At 42.7% G+C, this 18,486-nt stretch carries 18 protein-coding genes; 5 read left to right on the plus strand and 13 right to left on the minus strand.

Going from position 1 to position 18,486, the window contains the following annotated elements:
- Positions 1 to 222: 222 nt before the first annotated feature.
- Genes HMPREF1195_RS05965 through HMPREF1195_RS05975 form a run of 3 tightly spaced genes read right to left on the minus strand, consistent with a single transcriptional unit; the run spans position 223 to position 3,241 of the window.
- Positions 223 to 2,445: a heavy metal translocating P-type ATPase gene (locus HMPREF1195_RS05965; protein ID WP_023919097.1), complete on the minus strand. Its 2,223-nt coding sequence runs from the start codon at positions 2,443 to 2,445 to the stop codon at positions 223 to 225.
- A 10-nt stretch (positions 2,446 to 2,455) separates the two neighbouring features.
- Complete coding sequence (locus HMPREF1195_RS05970) at positions 2,456 to 2,827, minus strand: cupredoxin domain-containing protein (RefSeq protein ID WP_023919099.1); 372 nt, start codon at positions 2,825 to 2,827, stop codon at positions 2,456 to 2,458.
- An 18-nt stretch (positions 2,828 to 2,845) separates the two neighbouring features.
- Entirely contained in the window at positions 2,846 to 3,241 is a 396-nt protein-coding gene (locus HMPREF1195_RS05975; protein ID WP_023919101.1) for a CopY/TcrY family copper transport repressor, read from the minus strand.
- Positions 3,242 to 3,562: 321 nt separating this feature from the next.
- On the opposite strand from HMPREF1195_RS05975, the gene HMPREF1195_RS05980 reads away from it, so the two are divergent.
- From HMPREF1195_RS05980 to HMPREF1195_RS05990, 3 genes are all read left to right on the plus strand, one after another.
- Positions 3,563 to 4,051: a hypothetical protein gene (locus HMPREF1195_RS05980; protein ID WP_023919102.1), complete on the plus strand. Its 489-nt coding sequence runs from the start codon at positions 3,563 to 3,565 to the stop codon at positions 4,049 to 4,051.
- 65 nt (positions 4,052 to 4,116) lie between these two features.
- Positions 4,117 to 4,638, plus strand: a complete 522-nt coding sequence (locus HMPREF1195_RS05985; protein ID WP_023919104.1) for a hypothetical protein — start codon at positions 4,117 to 4,119, stop codon at positions 4,636 to 4,638.
- A 50-nt stretch (positions 4,639 to 4,688) separates the two neighbouring features.
- The gene (locus HMPREF1195_RS05990) at positions 4,689 to 5,327 is read left to right on the plus strand and encodes a TipC family immunity protein (protein ID WP_023919106.1); all 639 of its coding nucleotides are present in this window, start codon (positions 4,689 to 4,691) and stop codon (positions 5,325 to 5,327) included.
- Between the two features lie 163 nt (positions 5,328 to 5,490).
- On the opposite strand, the gene HMPREF1195_RS05995 is transcribed toward HMPREF1195_RS05990, so the two are convergent.
- The 10 genes from HMPREF1195_RS05995 to HMPREF1195_RS06040 form a co-directional block, all read right to left on the minus strand.
- Positions 5,491 to 6,123 (minus strand): SGNH/GDSL hydrolase family protein, encoded by a 633-nt coding sequence (locus HMPREF1195_RS05995; protein WP_023919108.1) that lies wholly within the window; start codon positions 6,121 to 6,123, stop codon positions 5,491 to 5,493.
- Positions 6,124 to 6,972 (minus strand): HAD family hydrolase, encoded by an 849-nt coding sequence (locus HMPREF1195_RS06000; RefSeq protein WP_023919110.1) that lies wholly within the window; start codon positions 6,970 to 6,972, stop codon positions 6,124 to 6,126.
- Positions 6,973 to 7,108: 136 nt separating this feature from the next.
- Positions 7,109 to 7,687, minus strand: coding sequence for an HD domain-containing protein (locus tag HMPREF1195_RS06005; protein WP_023919112.1), 579 nt, complete (start codon positions 7,685 to 7,687; stop codon positions 7,109 to 7,111).
- A gap of 310 nt (positions 7,688 to 7,997) precedes the next feature.
- Positions 7,998 to 8,714, minus strand: a complete 717-nt coding sequence (locus HMPREF1195_RS06010) for a DUF554 domain-containing protein (RefSeq protein WP_023919114.1) — start codon at positions 8,712 to 8,714, stop codon at positions 7,998 to 8,000.
- 22 nt (positions 8,715 to 8,736) lie between these two features.
- Positions 8,737 to 10,401 (minus strand): MutS-related protein, encoded by a 1,665-nt coding sequence (locus HMPREF1195_RS06015; protein ID WP_023919116.1) that lies wholly within the window; start codon positions 10,399 to 10,401, stop codon positions 8,737 to 8,739.
- Between the two features lie 3 nt (positions 10,402 to 10,404).
- On the minus strand, positions 10,405 to 11,748 hold the full coding sequence (locus HMPREF1195_RS06020; protein WP_023919118.1) for a CapA family protein: 1,344 nt from the start codon (positions 11,746 to 11,748) through the stop codon (positions 10,405 to 10,407).
- A gap of 160 nt (positions 11,749 to 11,908) precedes the next feature.
- Positions 11,909 to 12,625: a CPBP family intramembrane glutamic endopeptidase gene (locus HMPREF1195_RS06025; RefSeq protein ID WP_023919120.1), complete on the minus strand. Its 717-nt coding sequence runs from the start codon at positions 12,623 to 12,625 to the stop codon at positions 11,909 to 11,911.
- 418 nt (positions 12,626 to 13,043) lie between these two features.
- Positions 13,044 to 13,979, minus strand: a complete 936-nt coding sequence (gene msrB / locus HMPREF1195_RS06030; protein ID WP_023919122.1) for a peptide-methionine (R)-S-oxide reductase MsrB — start codon at positions 13,977 to 13,979, stop codon at positions 13,044 to 13,046.
- Positions 13,980 to 14,258: 279 nt separating this feature from the next.
- Positions 14,259 to 14,615, minus strand: a complete 357-nt coding sequence (locus HMPREF1195_RS06035) for a hypothetical protein (protein ID WP_023919124.1) — start codon at positions 14,613 to 14,615, stop codon at positions 14,259 to 14,261.
- A gap of 124 nt (positions 14,616 to 14,739) precedes the next feature.
- Positions 14,740 to 15,675 (minus strand): dihydroorotate oxidase, encoded by a 936-nt coding sequence (locus HMPREF1195_RS06040; protein WP_023919126.1) that lies wholly within the window; start codon positions 15,673 to 15,675, stop codon positions 14,740 to 14,742.
- Positions 15,676 to 15,974: 299 nt separating this feature from the next.
- On the opposite strand from HMPREF1195_RS06040, the gene gdhA reads away from it, so the two are divergent.
- Complete coding sequence (gene gdhA, locus HMPREF1195_RS06045; RefSeq protein ID WP_003004977.1) at positions 15,975 to 17,321, plus strand: NADP-specific glutamate dehydrogenase; 1,347 nt, start codon at positions 15,975 to 15,977, stop codon at positions 17,319 to 17,321.
- 278 nt (positions 17,322 to 17,599) lie between these two features.
- Positions 17,600 to 17,917, plus strand: coding sequence for a hypothetical protein (locus HMPREF1195_RS06050; RefSeq protein ID WP_023919128.1), 318 nt, complete (start codon positions 17,600 to 17,602; stop codon positions 17,915 to 17,917).
- Positions 17,918 to 18,486: the final 569 nt, after the last annotated feature.

Here is an 18,486-nt window from a genome sequence, read left to right on the forward strand (position 1 = left end):
ACGATTACAGTATTAATTTATCACAAAGAGATTCACATGTATAAGGATCTGCTCAGAGATGCTCAATCCCTATTCCATAACAGATCCTCTTTTTGAGAAATTTTCACAAACTATCCTACAATAGGGTATTTTACTATAGTTTTATACCCATCCCTTTTCCTTGTCGTTCTAGGAAAAAGAGAAAAAGAGTGATACAGAATTCTGTACCACTTCTTATTTTCATTAATCAATCTTCGCGACATTGAGAAGCAGTGAGCTAGTCAAAACAGACACAGAACTAAGGGCCATAGCAAGACCTGCTAGTTCTGGATTGAGGGTCAATCCCAGTCCTACAAAGACTCCAGCAGCAATTGGAATCCCAAGGATATTGTAGATAGAGGCCCAGAAGAGATTGAGTAAGATCCGACGGAAGGTCTTTTGACTCATGTCAAAGGCGCGCACAACGCCAAGCAAATCATTTTGCGTGAGCACGATGCCACCGGACTCAATCGCAATATCCGTTCCAGATCCCATAGCAATTCCGACATCGGCGATCGAAAGAGCTGGAGCATCATTGATCCCATCTCCCACAAAGGCTACCTTACTGCTTTCTTGCAGTTTTTGGATGGCGCTAGCTTTTTCTTGAGGGAGCACATCAGCGATCACGGTATCAATGCCCACTTGCTTAGCAATAGCTTGGGCCACCCGTTCATTATCCCCTGTTAACATGACCGTTTTCAAGCCCCGTTCTTTGAGCTTTTTGATCGCTTCTTTTGAGCTGGCCTTCGGAGCATCTTGAATGGCAATCAAGCCAATCACTTGCCCATCCACAGACAAACTGATCACTGTTTTGGCCTGCTCTTGCAACTCTACCATCCGTTTTTCAAGCTCCGGATCCATCAATGTCCCGTCATGAAGTTTGCCATTTCCCAAGGTCACCAACTGCTGGTCGATCTGACCTTGGACCCCTTTTCCTTCAATCGCTTGGAAGTTTTCCACAGGGGTTAGCACCAAACCTTTTTCTTCTGCTCGTGATAAGACCGCTTGCGCTAGGGGATGTTCTGAAAAAGTTTCAAGACTAGCAGCCAGTGTCAAGACACGCGCTTCATCTCCTACAACATCGGTTACAAGTGGTTGGCCAATGGTAATAGTCCCTGTCTTATCAAACACAACGGTTTGAATCTTTTGCACTTCTTGAAGAACGGTTCCATTTTTAATCAGAACCCCCATCTTGGCACTACGGCCGGTTCCGACCATGAGGGCTGTTGGGGTTGCTAAACCAAGGGCACAAGGACAGGCAATAATGAGGACAGAGACTGCGTAGAGCATGGCCTCTTGAAGCGACGCACCCAGAAGCACGGACCAAACCCAGAAAGTCGCAATGGCCAAAATCGTCACCACTGGAACAAAGATACCTGAAATCTTATCCGTCAAATCTTGAATAGGAGCACGACTGGATTGGGCCATTTTGACAAAGTCCACAATTTGAGATAAGAGGGTCTCACTACCGACTTTTTCAGCCTTAAAGAGAATGGTCCCATTGCTGTTGATAGTGGAGCCGATAACTGCATCACCAACTGATTTTTCCACAGGCAAGCTTTCACCTGTCACCATCGACTCATCAATGGTCGTACTTCCTTCTACAATCGTCCCATCAACCGCGATCTTTTCCCCAGGACGGACCCGAATCAAGTCATCAATTTGGATATCTTCTGCCGCCACCTCGACATAGTTCCCATCACGGAGAACTTGAGCCGTTTTTGCCTGCAAATCCAACAACTTTTCCACAGCCTCGGAGGCATTGTTACGCATCCGTTCCTCAAAGACTTGTCCTAAGAGGATAAAGAAGATGATAAAACCCGCAGCCTCAAAGTATACTGGCTGACCAGTAAAAAGGGCAAATACACTATAGACATAGGCTACCAGGGTTCCAAGAGCTACCAAGGTATCCATATTGGAATGGTGCTTCTTAAATGAGGCCCAGGCACTCTTGATAAAAGGAACTCCTGCTACCAACATGATCGGTGTTGTCGCTAGAAAAGTCCCCCAGCGACTGACTGAATGGGATACAAATCCTGCCATCATCCCGATCATCAAGATCAATAAAGGAAGAGTAAAGATACTAGTAATCCAAAAGCGACCCAGTAAACCTAAGACACGACGGCGTTTTTCCACAACCGTGTAGGAACCCTTTTGCATCTTCATTCCACATGAAAACTCGAAGTCCCCTGTTTCTGTCGGGGTAAAGGATATCACCTTATCCACACCGACTTCCAAAGGCTCTAAAATCCCCTGATCTTCAAACAAAATTTCCTTGTAACAGCCGGAAGGATTGACCCGATGGAAGGTGATTTCAGCAGGGATCCCTTTTTGAAGTTGAAATTCTTTGGGACTATAGCCCTTTTCTGCTGTAATACGGATCTTTTGCACTCCGTTTTCCACAACTGCTTTTTGTTTTTCTACCATACCTACTCCTTTATTCCACAATCATATGACCATGCATCATGTTCATTCCACATGAATAACCATATTCGCCCGCTTTTTCTGGCGTAATTTCAATGACATGTTTTTCACCCAAAGGCAAAGCTTCATGCACCCCAAAGTCTGGAAAGATCACTTGATCCAGACATGAAGATGGATCCTTGCGATTAAAGATGATCCGGGCTGGAACATTCTTTTTCAGGACAATGGTTTCAGGCGAATAGCCCCCCATGACTTCGACTTCAATTTCTTGATAACCTGATTTCTGACGAGCGTGGTCGCTTACCTTTTCATGCTCTGCAAAGAACCACCAAGCAATAAAAGCAACCCCAAGTAAACAAACAATACTAATTAACAATCCAAACATTGAAATTCCTTCTTTCTATTACATACAATTGCAAGGGACTGTTTCGACAGCCTCTGCTTTCTTTTCTTCCAGGACCTGCTGCAGCTGATTAAGATCTGCAAGCGTAAAGTCACTCTCCTGAATCAAGTTTTCAAGCACCTGGACAATTCTTTTTGAGCAAACCTTGTCTTTCACATCCTCAACCACCAAGTCTAAACTTTGGTCCTGCTTCAACAAAGCCGAGTAGACAAAGGCTTTGCCAGATTTTTCTCTGGTCAGACAGCCTTTCTCCACCAAGCGCGTCAAGAGGGTCTTGATGGTCGACTTCGACCAGTCAAAGCGCTCGGACAAGACGGCGATCAAATCCGTGCTGGTCTGCTTGCCTTCCATCCAGATAATCTTCATGACGCGCCATTCCGCATTGGAAATTTGCATGGCTTCTCCTTTCTGAATCTACATTTGTAAATCTTATGATGCTATTTTACACCTAAGATTTACATTTGTCAACCAAAAGTTTTTAAAAAAACAAATCTTCCTTTGAAGATTTGTCTGGTTGGGCTTTTTGCTATATCATTCGTATCTCTTCTACATGGAATTTAGAAGGGATTTTCGGAAGACTCTTGAAGTGAATACAAATATAATTATTTCAAAATGGGACAAATTATGATATAAGTTTATTAATGGAAATTATGGAGATAATCCAGGTGATGCTCAGATGATTCAAGACGGAATTAACGACTATAAGGAGACTCACAAATGAGCATGAAGAAAAAATCGAATTGGAATTTAGGTTGTAGTTTAGTACTTGTTGTAGTCATAGTAGCTAGTTTTCTGTTTTATCTATGGGCACAAAAGCTTGGTAAATATACTCTGCAGCCAGGAGAGTCGGTAAACTTTACAGTAAATCCTCGGATACAAGATGTAGAATACTACTCAGAATTAATCTTGAAAAAAAAAGATACTAATAGGCTTAAATTATCAGGTTCAGGAGTTTGGTTTGAGATGCATGGCGATATTTTTTATGATGTTGAAGGGCAAAAACTTGTTCGAAGCCATCAGTCAGAAGATGCTGATGAAGAGTTGCCCAATAATCAAAAAGGTATCCATTTAGTTCATAATGGAATTGTTGTCAGTTACCAGGGGGAAAAAGTTTTTAATGTAACCAATAACAAGCCCTATACAATAACCATCACCAATGTAGACGACAAGCCAGCTAACTTTGAAGCGCGAGTGGTGGATCGGTAACTTTCTAGAAATTGCAAACAGTTGATCCACAAGTTTCTTATTCTAGTTACAAGAAAGGAAGACAAATGATAACACCCCTGATATTTATTATTTCTCTCGTCTTACTTTTACATCGTTTTAAAAGCAAACGTTCACGAAAGATCATTGGATTCTTATGTGCTTCATTTGCAGTTTGGTTTGTTTATTCGATCTTTACTTATGGGAGCTATACCCTCCAGCCTGGTCAAAGCGTTCAATTTAAAGTTTATCCTAATACGGAACAGCTAGAGTATAGTTCGGAATTGATTTTAGAAAAGAAGGATGATCAAAAAATTAAATTATCTGGAATGACTGTTTGGTCTGAACAATTTGGTGATGTGTTATTTGAAGTAGAAGGACAAAAAGTCGTGAAGATCGGTGATACTGAAAATGGTTCTATGGAGATTTCTAACACTCAACAGGCTATTCAATTGGTAGAAGATGGGATTGTCGTCAACTACCTAGGTGAAAAAGTTTTTGATGTCACGAATAATAAGAAATTTACCATCACCATTACAAATGTAGACGATAAACCAGCACACTTTAAAGCTCAAGTGGTGGATCGGTGAACTTGAGAGGCCGTAATTTGCCCGAAGAATAGATGCGTGTGAGAAGAATGATGAAGAAAAAAAGACTACTACTTATTTCAATTTTTATAGCCTTGTGTTTATCTTTTGGTGGCTTTCAGTACTATAAGCATCAGCGGATTCACAATATTTTTGATGAAATATATTATGAGAAGAGTGATTACCAGAATATTGAATTTTTATGGCGTAAAAGTGTGTTTAATAATTTAAATGATGTCCATATTACGGATAATGATTCAAAGGATGTTTATAAACATAGTGTTGAATACACAGCATCATCCTTGCCTAGAAACATTGGGAAATTAGGTTATCAATTTTATTTTTCGAATTATAGAGCACCTGAAGTTTTTATTTTTATGAGAATAAAACTCCCTGAGACAAAAAATACAATAAATGTAAGTTATACATATAGTGTAACAAATAAAAAAATAGAACGCTATATGTGGTATCAGGATGAGAATAGCGTGAGATATTATCAACAGTCTCAAGTGGAAGCCTTTCTGGCAGAGCATGGAAAGACTATTGAAGGCATTCGCAAGGAAGCAGATGATGTCCTCCGCAATAAAGTCCTGAAAGATTGGACCTCCATCTACTCTAGTCGCTTCAGCCCAAAGAATTGGGGGGATGTGACCGTCAAGGATATTTGGAGAGATGATTTATCTAAAAACTAGAAAATAAGTTATTTCTTTCATAACAGAAAAAGCGAGCTTTGTCATGAAGCCCGCTTATTTGTATGTATAAAAAATTGGGTGAACTCTAATTATTTACAAGCCAAAAACCATGTAAACTATGGCTTTTACTGTTAACGCTAGTTGCCTGCTACAGACGTTTTCTCTATAACGTCTCCTGCAGAGCTTGGGCTAGGATGCGGTAACCAGCCACACTTAAATGAAGTCCATCTGTCGTATAGGCTTCTGCCAACTGCCCCTTTTCATCCAATAAAGACGAATACACATCGACATAGCTGACCTGTTGGTAGGCCTGGGCCAATTCGCGATAGGCCTGGTTGAGGGCCTGAATTTTTTCATTGGTCCGCACATAGACCTTTTGTTTGTAGCGCTCTTCTTGACTCACCGGTAAAACCGAGATCAGGTTGATGTGGGTCAGCGGAAAGTCCCTCATAATTGCTTGTAAGACCGCTTCTACATTGTCTAAGGTTTCCTTTTGAGGAATTTCTTTTCCGATATCATTGGTCCCGATCAAGAGAAAGATCTGATCCACCGCCGTTCCAAAGACATGGGCGTCTAGATGCTCACGAAGAAGACCCGTCTTATAGCCTCGCACTCCTCGATTGACCATGTGCTTGGGACTTTGTAATAGTTCATGAATGGGAAAATACTCTACGATGGAGTCTCCGATAAAGATCAAACCAGGCTCTTTCAGAGGGGCTTGATTGAGCTCCCGATAGGTTGTTATGATTTTCTCCTGCTCCTTTAAGAGCCAGTCTTCTAACAGTTGTACTGCCATCTACTTCTTTCCTTTCACTTGTTCCCAGGGGGTCAATCCTAGATACTCTTCGATCACCTGGTAGACACCACCTTCCTGATGACTCGGTGCTAGATGTTTGGCAACAGCTTTGACAGCTTCTTCTGCATTAGCCACAGCATAGGAATGACCTGCCATTTCAAGCATTTCGATGTCGTTTCCACTATCCCCAAAGGCCATGACCTGGCTGGCATCAAGCTGCCACATCTCCATTAATTGAGCCAGACCCCAAGCCTTGTGAATGCCTGCTTGTAAGAGATCCATGCTGCCAAAACCGCTCGAAACCGCCATGAGCTGATCTCCAAAAGCCTGCTGGACTTCCCGACGCACTTGATCGAGACGATCCAAGCCAACAACCAAGCTCATTTTAAGCACCTGATCAAATAGATCTGCTGTCAATTCGGGGACAAACTTCATCCGCTTGTACAAGGCTTCAATCACTTCCGGCTGCATGAATTTCTCAACTTCTGTAAAGAACGTGCCTTCCTTGACAAAGCCACCATTAACTGCTGACACAACCAGCTGGTCTGAAATTTCCCGCCCCTTAAAAAAAGCAAGAACCGCCTCTACTAGTTCTCGATCCCAGAATTTTCCTAGAATCATCTGGTCATCCTCAAAAATCCGAGCTCCGTTGGCTACGACCAGAGTCACCCGCTTGACCAAAGGACCCAAGAGCTGGCGCATGCGATGGATTTCATTTCCCGTCGCAATGACAAAGCGAATCCCTTTTTGATCCAAGTGGTCCAAAAGCCTTTCCAGACGCGGAAGATCCACCTCTCCTCGCTCATCTAATAAGGTTCCATCCATATCTGTAGCAATCAACTTAATCATACAATCTAACCTTTTCCCTTTCAAAGGGTGTAAATTATCTGGTTCCATTATACCACAGATCAAGCAAGTCAAAACCACCCGCGAAAACAGGTGGCTTCCTCTTGGGCTGAAGGTTGCTACTGATGGCCAAGGGATCTTATGAATATAAGCCCTTCTCCACACTTTCCTGAATTAACTCTTCCGTCAGTTTCCACAACTCTTTGGATTCACTTTTTATGAACTTTTTCTTTTCTAATACCATCTCTGAACGGATATGATCGGGATTATAATCGACTTCTGACACTTCCAAGTGATTGATCAGTGGTACCAATGCGTCAATCACTCTTGCATATCTTGCCTCAGGACTCTGCTCTTTTTCAAACTCCAACCACGAATTTTTCATACTCACATATGTTACTTCTGGAAGAAGGCTCATTGTTTTTTCTATAGATGCTAGCTCTCTATCATGAGCATGAAGCTTTTTTTCATCATCAAACACCCAAGTATCTCCGGCATAAATCTCACCTAAATCATGGATCAGTAACATAGAAATCACCTTTTCCATATTCAATTTTTCAGGATAATAATCTTGCAGAACCATCGCAGCTATCGCACCCTGCCAAGAATGCTCGGCACTATTTTCAAACCGTCCATCAAGAGTTCTATTAAACCTTGTTACTGACTTCAATTTCTCTATTTCTTTAATAAATTCAACTGTCTGATTCAAATCACTCATGGCGACTCCAACCTCCCTATTCGAAATTACGACTATCATACCAAAAATCAGGTTTTCCATAAATGAATTCCCGTATTTGCAAAAGAAAAGGAAAATAATTCAGATTGGATACAAAATCATCTTAGAAACTTTCCGTTGTGAGAAAAGTGCCTGAAACAATAACGTTTCAGGCACTCGGAATTATTGAGACCTTAGGCTCAATAATTAGTCATGGAACTTCTTAGAAGTTCGCTGACGTCCGTACTCACCTAAGGAAAGTTTTTAATATGACTTTGTCTTAAATCTGAAACTACTGCTTAGCTTCTATTTTTCACCCAACAAAAGCCCAAATAATGGCAATCAGCACTGCTGGAAGGAGATTGGCGACCTTGATCCGTTTACCCCAGATGAGATTGATCCCTACACAGAGAATGAGGCTGGAGCCAACTAGTGACAGATTCGAAAGGGCTTGTGGAGTCATGATCGGTGCGATCAAATGAGCCAACAGCGTGATCAAACCTTGAAGGATCACGAGTGGTACCACCGCAAAGATTGCGCCCTTTCCTTTTGAAACGGTCAAGACTAGAACGATGACCATATCCAGAATAGCCTTAGCCAACAAGGTCGAGGTGTCACCTGTCAAGCCATCCTGGACTGCTCCGACTACCGCCATAGCCCCGATACAAATGGTCAAGGCCGTGGTCATAAAGGCATCGACAAAGCTGGAATCGCCTTGGTTGCCCGTCTTTTCCTTCAGCCAGGTTCCCAGTCGCTCAAAACCCTCCTCAATCTTCAAGAGTTCCCCGATAACGGTCCCGATTACTAGACTCAGAATCAACATCATACTGCCGTGACTCTCCACATGACTTCCATGCACCACCAGCATCTTTTCCAAGGACCCTGCAATACCCAAGACAAAAACAGCAACTCCTGTCACTTTCAGAAGGGTCTCATGAAAATCTTCTGATAAACGTTGACCAATGAGCAGTCCTAAAAGCCCACCAAATACGACCCCTAAGGCATTATAGAGGGTCCCTAAACCGATCATTAACAAACTCCTTCGTTCATTTTCATTCTTTTTTAATTTCTTTCAAAGACCAGTGGCCCGTCTCTTCATACTGGTCAATCAAGTCCTTGGCTGTTTGCGTAATCTCCTCTGGATAATGCAGGCTTTCTAGGGTATTGACCGCATTCTTAGTCACGGCTGACCCTGGCTTGATCTGGTAGTCAAAGACGATCTTGCCATCCACATAGCGACTGTCAAAATGGTAATTATCATTGACTTCACCGGAGGCTGCGACCAGCTCAATATCATGACTGGAAATCATGTAGAGACAGTTTTGAACAGCCAACCAGCGGACAATCCCAAGGCCTGATCCGATCCGCTCGATGGTATTGGTCCCCTTAAAGAGCTCGTCAATAAAGAAATAGTGAAAACCAGGCTTTTTCAGATGCTGAATCATACGTAAAATAGCTTTACTTTCGGTGATGAAGTAACTATCTCCAACTTCAATGTCATCGCTCACATCCATAGCCGTTAGCACATGACCATAGGGAAGGGCTAATTTTTCTCCATAGGCAAAGCCTAACCCTTGAGCCAGAATGGCATTGATGGCGACAGTTTTCAAATAGGTCGATTTCCCGGAAGCATTGTCCCCACTGATGACCATATTTTTTTGAAAATGCACATCATTCGCAATCGGATTAGACAGCAAGGGATGATAGAGCGTCTCGCCCTCAATGCCACCCGTCTCTGTAAAGACTGGCTGACAGACTACTTCTAGGTCTCGCTTGTGGCGCAAGAGGCTAATAGCAACTTCCATCTCTCCAAGGAGATCCAGAAGCTTCTGGGCCTCTTTTTGATGAGCCTTCACCTGATTGTAAATATAAACCTGAGCGATCTGCGGGAGTAAAAAGAGGACGTTGAGGTAGAGGAGAACAATTTCCATCTCAGAGGTCCCCGTTGGACTCTGCAAGACACTGGCAAGGATCCGCGTTTTCTTAAAGGGTTTGACCGCTTGCTTTAGTTCTTCTTGTTGTGGCAAGGCTAGATCGCTCAAGCGTTCAGCCGAAGCAAAGATGCGAACCAGATAGCTAACATTATCCAGACGGATTTTATTGGACCAATTGCGCAAACTCGAAAAGACAATATTAAAGACCACACTGATAACCAAGAGGGTAATGGCACCGACTGGCTCAAAGGGGATGGCAAAGAGACAGACAATGGGAAGGCAGGCCAAGGCTAGATAGAGGGGCAAACCTGCATAATGCTTGCCGGGATTTGCGACAATGCTCCGCGCCATGTTGTGGTTCTTCTTGCCCAGTTGGTTGAAAATGACCTGGACCTTGAGGCGCAAATCAGGATGCTCTTCAAAGAAGGCTTCTAAGTCATGAAGCTGGTCCTGAGGCTGGAATTCCAGCAGGCGCATTTTTTGATAGAGAGCCTCTGCCCCAAGGCTCGATTGGGTATAGTTGAGCTGATCAAAGACCGCATCCAAAGCCAAATCATGCCAGGTCTGATCATCCACTTGGCTATCGATCGTCCTTCCCTTAGCTGGATAAGTCAGACTATCTATCAAACTTTCTTCTGTGTCTTTCTTGCGAAAGAAAGGCGCTCCATCCCAAGCCTTCTTCAGCTTTTGCTTGAGGCGGATAGCCGTAAGAAATTTGGTTGCCCAAATCACCACTATCAATCCTAGGATCCCAAGCGGGATCCAGTTCACATTTCCTTCCATGCTCTATTCCTTTCCACTCTGAGGCCAGTCCAAGTGAACATGTTCCTTCATTTCTCGGTAGGCCGTATCCACTCTCTCCTTGGTCTCCTCATCCAGCTTGTCGCGGTATTTGCCACCCTGGATAAAATCTTCCAAAATATAGGTCTGGTACTTGTACAAGTCATAGCCTTCAGGAGAATAGGTGCCCTTCGGAGTCCGACTGACCCAGGTTGGATGAGCAGTAGCCGTCTTAATCCGTGTCTTGCGACCAACCTTTTCGATGGTCACATCCATCAAGACCCCTCGCTCTGTCCATTGGGCAGTCTCTACATCTTCCATGGTTTCCAGACGCTGATTGGAAAGGAAATTCCCCATTGAGTAGATGATAAGCTTGTTTTGACCATCTTTATTGACCACTTCAGCAGGCTCTACAACATGGGGATGACCGCCAAAGACGATATCAGCTCCCCAAGAAACCATCTTGTGATAGAGCTCTTTTTGCTCTTCTGTCGGCTCCAACTGGTACTCGATTCCCATCTGAGGCATGACAATAGTAATATCTGCCTCTTGCTCTGCCTTTTGGATCTCCGCCTTCATCCGCTCTTCATCCAAATCAGACAAGACATCCGCCTGCTCTTCTGGAGTGAGCGTCGTTTCCATCCCATTAAAGCCGTAAGCATAGGCTAGAATAGCAATCTTGATGCCATTCACTTCCTTGATCACCAAGGGGGCCTGGCCTCTCTTTTCATGCGTGTAGACACCGACAGGTGTGATGCCTGCATCTTCAAAGGCCTTGGCTGTCGAATAGACCCCTTCTAGACCTGAATCCAGGATGTGGTTGTGTCCCAAATCCATGACATCATAACCAGCATCCTTGATGGCTGGTACGACTTCGCTCGGCGCATTAAAAAGAGGATATCCTGACAAATAATAATTCGGGTTAATGGTTCCCTCAAAATCGCCCAAGGCTAGATCCGCTTTTTGTAGCCAGGGTTTGACATACTCATAATTTTCATGAAAATCATAGCTTCCATCTTCTTTTTGCGCGCTCATATAAAGCAAATCATGGTAGAGCTGGTCTCCATTAGCCATGATCCGCGCTGTATGAGGAATCTGATCAGCCGGTGTTTTTGCCTTGTACACAACCTCTGGCCGTTCGGTTGCGGTAATCGGAAAGCCTTGAAACTTTTGCACCCACAAAATGGCATTGGCCACGATAAAAACGACAGACAAGAGCACATAGACAAACTGTTCATTGGTCAGTCGAATCTTTGAAAAAAGACGATCAAAAGCCCAATCAAAGGCTGCCGATAGCTCTTTTCCCATCGTTTTGATGGTTCCTTTCACACTCTCCCACTTCTCTAACATTCCTACCTCTTCTTCGTACCTAGTTTCTCCAATGATCCGCCAACAGATTGAGCTGTCATTGAAATACTTTCTCTTCATTGTATCACAATTTTTAAGAGGAGAAAAAAAGTTCTGCAAAACAGAACTTTTAAATGATTAATTACTTGAAAAAATAGCTTCGTCACACCAAATAATGCCAGTAGATATAATTGTAGACGAATATCCAAATTGGTTTCCAGTAAACTAAGAAATTACTGAAACTATGTAGGAGGATCACCAATCGTAGATCTCTGTGCTTTTTATAAACTGCTGCTAAGAACACCCCAAAAATAAAATAATCAGTCAACATAATCGGATCTCGAAATCGATAAACAAAATGAGCAGCAGAAAACAAGAAAGCGGATAACAGAATATCGAAGTGAAATCGATTATTTTTAAAGAAACAATTCATTAAATAGGAACGATAAAATAATTCCTCACTGATTGGAGCGATAATGATGGATACTGCAAAATCCAATATTATTGAAATCCCCAACCCTTTTAAATACACCGAATCCGGTAGCTTGATCAGAACAGTTTCTGGTGCAAAAACAATCCGGTCCTGAAATGTAGTTATAACCCACTTCGACACCATACTATATAAAATAACCAGAAGGAAATAAAACAGATAAGACCATTTCCATTTCGAACTATAAAAATTTACGAGAATCCCTTTCTTTTTCATCCACAAAACAAGAGCAAGGATCAACAAAATACGAAGAGCCATTTGAATACAAATAAATAAAGAGGCACTCCCATTAAATAAGGTTGTAATACCAACTGCCGCGAGTTCTAAAACAAATAGATCAAAAAATTCAAAAAGAGTGATCGACAATATAGCCTTCAAGAATTTCGTCATATCCTCACCTCATTCATCTAATCGTATGCTAAAATATAAAGATTTCTCAATCCCACTATTTTATAAAGCAATCTTTATTATAGCACAGCTCACCTACCTTGAGAACACTTCATTTTAATTTCTTTTATCAAAATTATAGGAATTATAGGATAGAAAAAAGAGGCTTCCTCCCCTTAGAATGCAGAGGAACTTTTTGACATAAATCATCTGCAGTAAACCGCCGGAAAACATCATCACGATTTTCAACTGGTGCAAGCATCTACTGAAACTTTCCGCTGTGAGAAAAGTGCCTGAAACATAATTGTTTCAGGCACTCGGGAGTTTTGAAACCTTAGGTTCAAAACTAAGTCATGGAACTTCTTCGAAGTTCGCTGACGTCCGTACTCACCTAAGGAAAGTTTCTAAGATGCTTTTTCTATTATCTCAAAACCTTTAACAAATACCCATAACCTTCTTGCTCCATTTCCTCTTTTGGAATAAAGCGCAGAGAGGCCGAATTGATACAATAGCGAAGGCCACCTTGGTCTTTGGGTCCATCGGTGAAGACATGGCCGAGATGGGCATTGCCTGAGCGGGAACGAACTTCGATCCGCTCCATTCCATGGCTATGATCCTGGTAATAGTGGACGACATCTTTGGCAATGGGACGGGAGAAACTTGGCCAGCCACAGCCAGATGCAAACTTATCCTTGGCAAAAAAGAGTGGCTCCCCAGTCGTAATATCCACATAGATGCCCTCTTCAAAGGTCTGATCATAGGCATTGTGGAAAGGACGTTCCGTCGCACTTTCTTGAGTGACTTGGTACTGTTCTGTTGTCAGTTTCGCTTTTAAGGTTTCTTGATCTGGCTTCTGATAAGCTGCCGGATCAATCAAGGGTTGGGCTGCATCCGTCACATCGATATGGCAATAGCCTCCAGGATTCTTCTTGAGGTAGTCTTGGTGGTAGTCCTCAGCTAGGATGTAGTGGCGCAAAGTCTCTAGCTCAACCGCTATTTTGCTGCTCAGTTGCTTCTCTTCTTCCGCAAACACTTGGACGATCACTTCACGATCTGCCTCGTCTAGGTAATAGACACCGGTCCGATATTGGCGTCCTCGATCATTTCCCTGCTTGTTAATAGACAAGGGATCGATCACACGGAAATAGTAGAGCAGAATCGATCGTAGGGTAATTTTATCTGGATCGTAGATGACCTGAACAGTTTCTGCATGATCCGTTTCCTTGATCAGTTGGTAATTGGTCGTTTCTACCTGGCCATTGGCATAGCCCACCGTCGTCTCTTCTACACCGGGGATCCGTGAAAAATATTCCTCTAAGCCCCAAAAACAGCCACCTGCTAGATAAATCTCTGCCATCTTTTTTCCTCGCTTCCTGCATTCCCCACAGGGAACGCTTGACATCTATTAGCTCCATCATAATCCAAGAGCCTCAGATTTTCAAGGATTCTGCATCAAAAAACCCTTCTACTATACTAGTAAAAGGGATAAAGGCATTCCCACTTATTTTTCAAATAAGAAAAAGAGCGAGTAATAAAAATTCCAAAACGATAGGGTTAACTGATGTAGAAAATCATGAAGGACTACCATGACCAACACCTCCTCTGAATATCTGTGGACAAACTCAAGGCACATCAACTACAAAACCACCGTCGGTCCATAGACCTGTAACTGAGGCTTCACAACCTCGTAATGCCAGTGATCATAAGCTCGCCAAGCTTGAAAGGCCTCTTCGTTCAAAGCTAGCCCACCCAGACCAATCAATAAACTGGCGGTCTGATAAAACTTTTCCAACTCAATCAACAGACGATTGTCTATTCGCTTAGCCTTTGATAAAACTCTTAAAATCCAATCTAGATTTTCCTCAAATCGAAGGGCATCTGGACTGGAGGTGAATCCTTTAGAAAAGGCTGTTTGAAGAAGGGTGATCGTCGTCCTTGCCTCTTGAATCACGTCCCTTTCTTCCATAGAAATCACCTTCCTTTTCACCTCCATTGTACACCTTTTTCTCTCTATAAAAATGGAAAATTCCTAAAACTAGGAACAGAATGATCTCTCTTGATAAGAAACCATAAAAAACTTCCCCAAGTTTCCACTTGAGGAAGTTCTTTTCGAAAGATTAGTCAATGTAGTGCAATTTCCCACGGAAGTCTTCCAGGCTTTGGTAGCCTTTTTCTTCCATGATGGCTTTGAGCTCCGCAGTGATGCGGTCAAAAGCTCCTACTCCTTCTTTATGGAGTGTCGTTCCGATTTGCACCATACTAGCCCCACAAAGAATATGCTCAAAAGCATCGCGACCAGTCAAGACGCCCCCTGTCCCCACAATCTGAATTTCTGGGTTCAGACGTTGGTAAAAAGCATGGACATTGGCGAGAGCCGTTGGTTTGATGTATTCTCCACCAATCCCACCAAATCCGTTTTTAGGACGGATCACCACGGATTCATCCTCGATGTAGAGGCCATTTCCGATCGAATTGACGCAATTGACAAACTTGAGCGGGTATTTGTTAAAGATCGCTGCCGCCTGATCAAAATGAACGATATCAAAATAAGGTGGCAACTTGATGCCAAGAGGTTTGGTGAAATAGGCAAAGACCTCGGACAAGATCCGATCTGTCGTATCAAAATCATAGGCAATCTGAGGTTTTCCAGGGACATTGGGACAAGATAGGTTCAACTCTGTCAAGCCTTTAAAGTCACTGTCTTGCACCTTTTTCAAGATGGTATGGGTTTCCTCTGGAGACATGCCGACGAGAGATAAGAAGAAGGTCCGATCGGGATCTGTTTCTTGCAACTCCAATAGGTAATTCAAATAATAGTCCAAGCCTTGGTTAGGTAGCCCCATCGAATTGATTGAGCCCAGTGGGACATCTTGGTAGCGTGGCTCTGGATTGCCAGCACGGAATTCTAAGGTCGCTGTCTTGGTCACAAACGTCCCAGCAACTGAGTTCTTCACTTCTTCTAATTCCTCAGTGGTCATACAGGCTACACCTGCCGCATTCATCAAGCAGTTGTCAAATTCAAAACCAGCAATTTGCGTTTTTGTCGATACCATCTTGTACTCCTTTTTTGAAACACCACCAACAGAATCGTTCGGGATGCTCTCTATTTTCTTCTTTCATTATACCATCACTTGGAAGCTTCCGGACAATCAAAGCTAAAAATTCTTCCAAACATTCGGACTTTCCTAGTCTCGATAAAGTTTTCAGAAAATTCAACTTTTTTCTTTACAAGCCAAAAAAAGTCTGCTATAATGATCCATGTAATAAAACATGACATTGTTTGTCAACTGTCTCAAAGCCACTCCCCTAGCGGGTTTGCTGGTTTTCGTTTCATTCACAAAGGAGAATTAACATGACAACTGCTAAAGAATATATCCAAAGCACCTTCGAAACTGTAAAAGCTCGTAACGGCCACGAAGCTGAATTCCTTCAAGCTGTTGAAGAGTTCCTCAGCACTTTGGAACCTGTTTTCGAAAAACATCCTGAATACATCGAAGAAAACATTTTGGCTCGTATTACAGAACCTGAACGCGTGATTTCTTTCCGTGTTCCTTGGGTTGACCGTGAAGGAAACATCCAAGTAAACCGTGGTTACCGTGTTCAATTCAACTCTGCTGTTGGTCCTTACAAAGGTGGTCTTCGTTTCCACCCAACTGTTAACCAAGGGATCTTGAAATTCCTCGGTTTCGAACAAATCTTCAAAAACGTCTTGACTGGTCTTCCTATCGGTGGTGGTAAAGGTGGATCTGACTTCGATCCTAAAGGAAAAACAGACGCTGAAGTGATGCGTTTCTGCCAAAGCTTCATGACGGAATTGCAAAAACACATCGGTCCTTCTCTTGATGTCCCAGCTGGTGATATCGGGGTTGGTGGACGTGAAATCGGATACCTTTACGGTCAATACAAACGCCTTCGCCAATTTGATGCTGGTGTCTTGACTGGTAAACCTCTTGGTTTCGGTGGTAGCTTGATCCGTCCAGAAGCAACTGGTTATGGTTTGGTTTACTACACTGAAGAAATGCTCAAAGCAAATGGCGACAGCTTTGCTGGTAAGAAAGTCGTGATCTCAGGTTCTGGTAACGTTGCTCAATACGCTCTTCAAAAAGCAACTGAACTTGGTGCAACTGTTATCTCTGTATCTGACTCAAACGGTTACGTGATCGACGAAAACGGTATTGACTTCGACCTTCTTACAGACGTCAAAGAAAAACGTCGTGCACGTTTGACTGAATACGCTGCTGAAAAACCAACTGCTACTTACTACGAAGGTTCTGTATGGACTTATGCTGGTAACTATGATATCGCTCTTCCATGTGCAACTCAAAATGAAATCGATGGCGATGCTGCAAAACGTTTGGTCGCTCAAGGTGTAAAAGTTGTCTCTGAAGGAGCAAACATGCCAAGTAACATCGATGCCATCAACGTATACAAAGAAAATGGTATCCTATACGGACCTGCTAAAGCAGCCAATGCTGGTGGGGTTGCTGTATCTGCTCTTGAAATGAGCCAAAACAGCCAACGTCTTTCATGGACACGCGAAGAAGTGGACGGACGTTTGAAAGACATCATGACCAACATCTTCAACACTGCTAAAACAACTGCAGAAACTTACGGTCTTGGTAAAGATTACCTTGCAGGTGCCAACATCGCTGCCTTTGAAAATGTCGCAAACGCGATGATTGCACAAGGTCTTGTATAATCAATCGATATTTTTCTTTAAGACCTTCGGGTCAAAGCCTCTCAACTCCTGAAACCAGTATGTTTCAGGAGTTTTTTTATAGCTACCAGCCTCTGTCAAGACAACCCGACCAAGGGAGGAAAGCCATTTTTAAGACAAGGGACTCGACCGTCTCTAGTGAGGAGATGTGAGCCATCTCTTTTTCTGTATCTTTTTCTAAAAAAATTTTATTTTTTTTACTTTTTCCCCTTGCATTTTTAATAAATTAGTATTAAACTGTAGCAAAAGGAGGTGTGCTTATGTTTCTTTTAGCTCAAGAAAAATCAGATACGATCGAATTCCTTAAGTCTGAATTGGTCCAATTACTCTCCAATATGCGACAAGAAATCGCAGCTAGCCGTCAATCACAGACCGGTGCAGCTTGCCATCATATTGAATATTGCATGAATAAGATCCAAAGGGCAAAAAGTTCCGTAGCCATTGCCCTCCCGATCGAATCATTAAATCTTGAAATCACGACTATGCTACGCAAGCAACTCATCGTCTTGCCACCAGAGGCTCGAAAAAATTGGGACCAGATTAAAAAGCTGGACTTCAAATACTGCCACTTAAAATAGACCAAAAAAGAGAGTGGGACAGAAATCGGTAATTCGTTAGAATTCGATTTCGTCGTCCCACCTCCGCACAGTTGAGTAGGGTTGTAAAAGCTGATGAAATCAGCGTAGTAGAGCCCACTCAACCACTGCGTCTTGCTCGACAATCCAAAAATAATTGAGAGGCTAGGACTTTTGTCCCAGCCTCTTTTTTGTGTTAAAAAATATAAAAAATTGGTTCATAAATTAATTTATTCGATAGAATGATTCAATCGTCTACTTAAACTTTCCGCTGTGAGAAAAGTGCCTGAAACAATAACGTTTCAGGCACTCGGGAGTTTTGAGAGTAAAACAGTTCGGGGAACTGTTTTAGCCTGAGCCTAAAAATTAAAAAGCGAAGGGGTTCAAAACGAATTGAACACGGGCTGCGGATTGTGTCAAAAAGATAAGTCCTCCTAGAATCGAAAGATTCTGCGTCAAACTTCCTATTTTGACTTTATCCGCAGACGCCCTTTGTATCTTGATTTAGTCATGGAACTTCTTCGAAGTTCGCTGACGTCCGTTCTCACCTAAGGAAAGTTTCTAAGAGGATC

Origin of the sequence: Streptococcus parasanguinis CC87K (genome assembly GCF_000507765.1) — a bacterium.
Taxonomy (GTDB): domain Bacteria; phylum Bacillota; class Bacilli; order Lactobacillales; family Streptococcaceae; genus Streptococcus; species Streptococcus parasanguinis_J.

Bases quoted from the DNA above. Each gene is read 5' to 3' on its own strand.
- HMPREF1195_RS06015 (WP_023919116.1), bottom strand. From the start codon at position 10,401: ATGGAAGGAAATGTGAACTGGATCCCGCTTGGGATCCTAGGATTGATA.
- HMPREF1195_RS06035 (WP_023919124.1), bottom strand. From the start codon at position 14,615: ATGGAGGTGAAAAGGAAGGTGATTTCTATGGAAGAAAGGGACGTGATT.
- HMPREF1195_RS06025 (WP_023919120.1), bottom strand. From the start codon at position 12,625: ATGACGAAATTCTTGAAGGCTATATTGTCGATCACTCTTTTTGAATTT.
- HMPREF1195_RS05980 (WP_023919102.1), top strand. From the start codon at position 3,563: ATGAGCATGAAGAAAAAATCGAATTGGAATTTAGGTTGTAGTTTAGTA.
- HMPREF1195_RS06000 (WP_023919110.1), bottom strand. From the start codon at position 6,972: ATGATTAAGTTGATTGCTACAGATATGGATGGAACCTTATTAGATGAG.
- HMPREF1195_RS06040 (WP_023919126.1), bottom strand. From the start codon at position 15,675: ATGGTATCGACAAAAACGCAAATTGCTGGTTTTGAATTTGACAACTGC.
- HMPREF1195_RS05995 (WP_023919108.1), bottom strand. From the start codon at position 6,123: ATGGCAGTACAACTGTTAGAAGACTGGCTCTTAAAGGAGCAGGAGAAA.
- HMPREF1195_RS05965 (WP_023919097.1), bottom strand. From the start codon at position 2,445: ATGGTAGAAAAACAAAAAGCAGTTGTGGAAAACGGAGTGCAAAAGATC.
- HMPREF1195_RS05985 (WP_023919104.1), top strand. From the start codon at position 4,117: ATGATAACACCCCTGATATTTATTATTTCTCTCGTCTTACTTTTACAT.
- HMPREF1195_RS05975 (WP_023919101.1), bottom strand. From the start codon at position 3,241: ATGCAAATTTCCAATGCGGAATGGCGCGTCATGAAGATTATCTGGATG.
- HMPREF1195_RS05990 (WP_023919106.1), top strand. From the start codon at position 4,689: ATGAAGAAAAAAAGACTACTACTTATTTCAATTTTTATAGCCTTGTGT.
- HMPREF1195_RS06020 (WP_023919118.1), bottom strand. From the start codon at position 11,748: ATGTTAGAGAAGTGGGAGAGTGTGAAAGGAACCATCAAAACGATGGGA.
- HMPREF1195_RS06050 (WP_023919128.1), top strand. From the start codon at position 17,600: ATGTTTCTTTTAGCTCAAGAAAAATCAGATACGATCGAATTCCTTAAG.
- gdhA (WP_003004977.1), top strand. From the start codon at position 15,975: ATGACAACTGCTAAAGAATATATCCAAAGCACCTTCGAAACTGTAAAA.
- msrB (WP_023919122.1), bottom strand. From the start codon at position 13,979: ATGGCAGAGATTTATCTAGCAGGTGGCTGTTTTTGGGGCTTAGAGGAA.
- HMPREF1195_RS05970 (WP_023919099.1), bottom strand. From the start codon at position 2,827: ATGTTTGGATTGTTAATTAGTATTGTTTGTTTACTTGGGGTTGCTTTT.
- HMPREF1195_RS06010 (WP_023919114.1), bottom strand. From the start codon at position 8,714: ATGATCGGTTTAGGGACCCTCTATAATGCCTTAGGGGTCGTATTTGGT.
- HMPREF1195_RS06005 (WP_023919112.1), bottom strand. From the start codon at position 7,687: ATGAGTGATTTGAATCAGACAGTTGAATTTATTAAAGAAATAGAGAAA.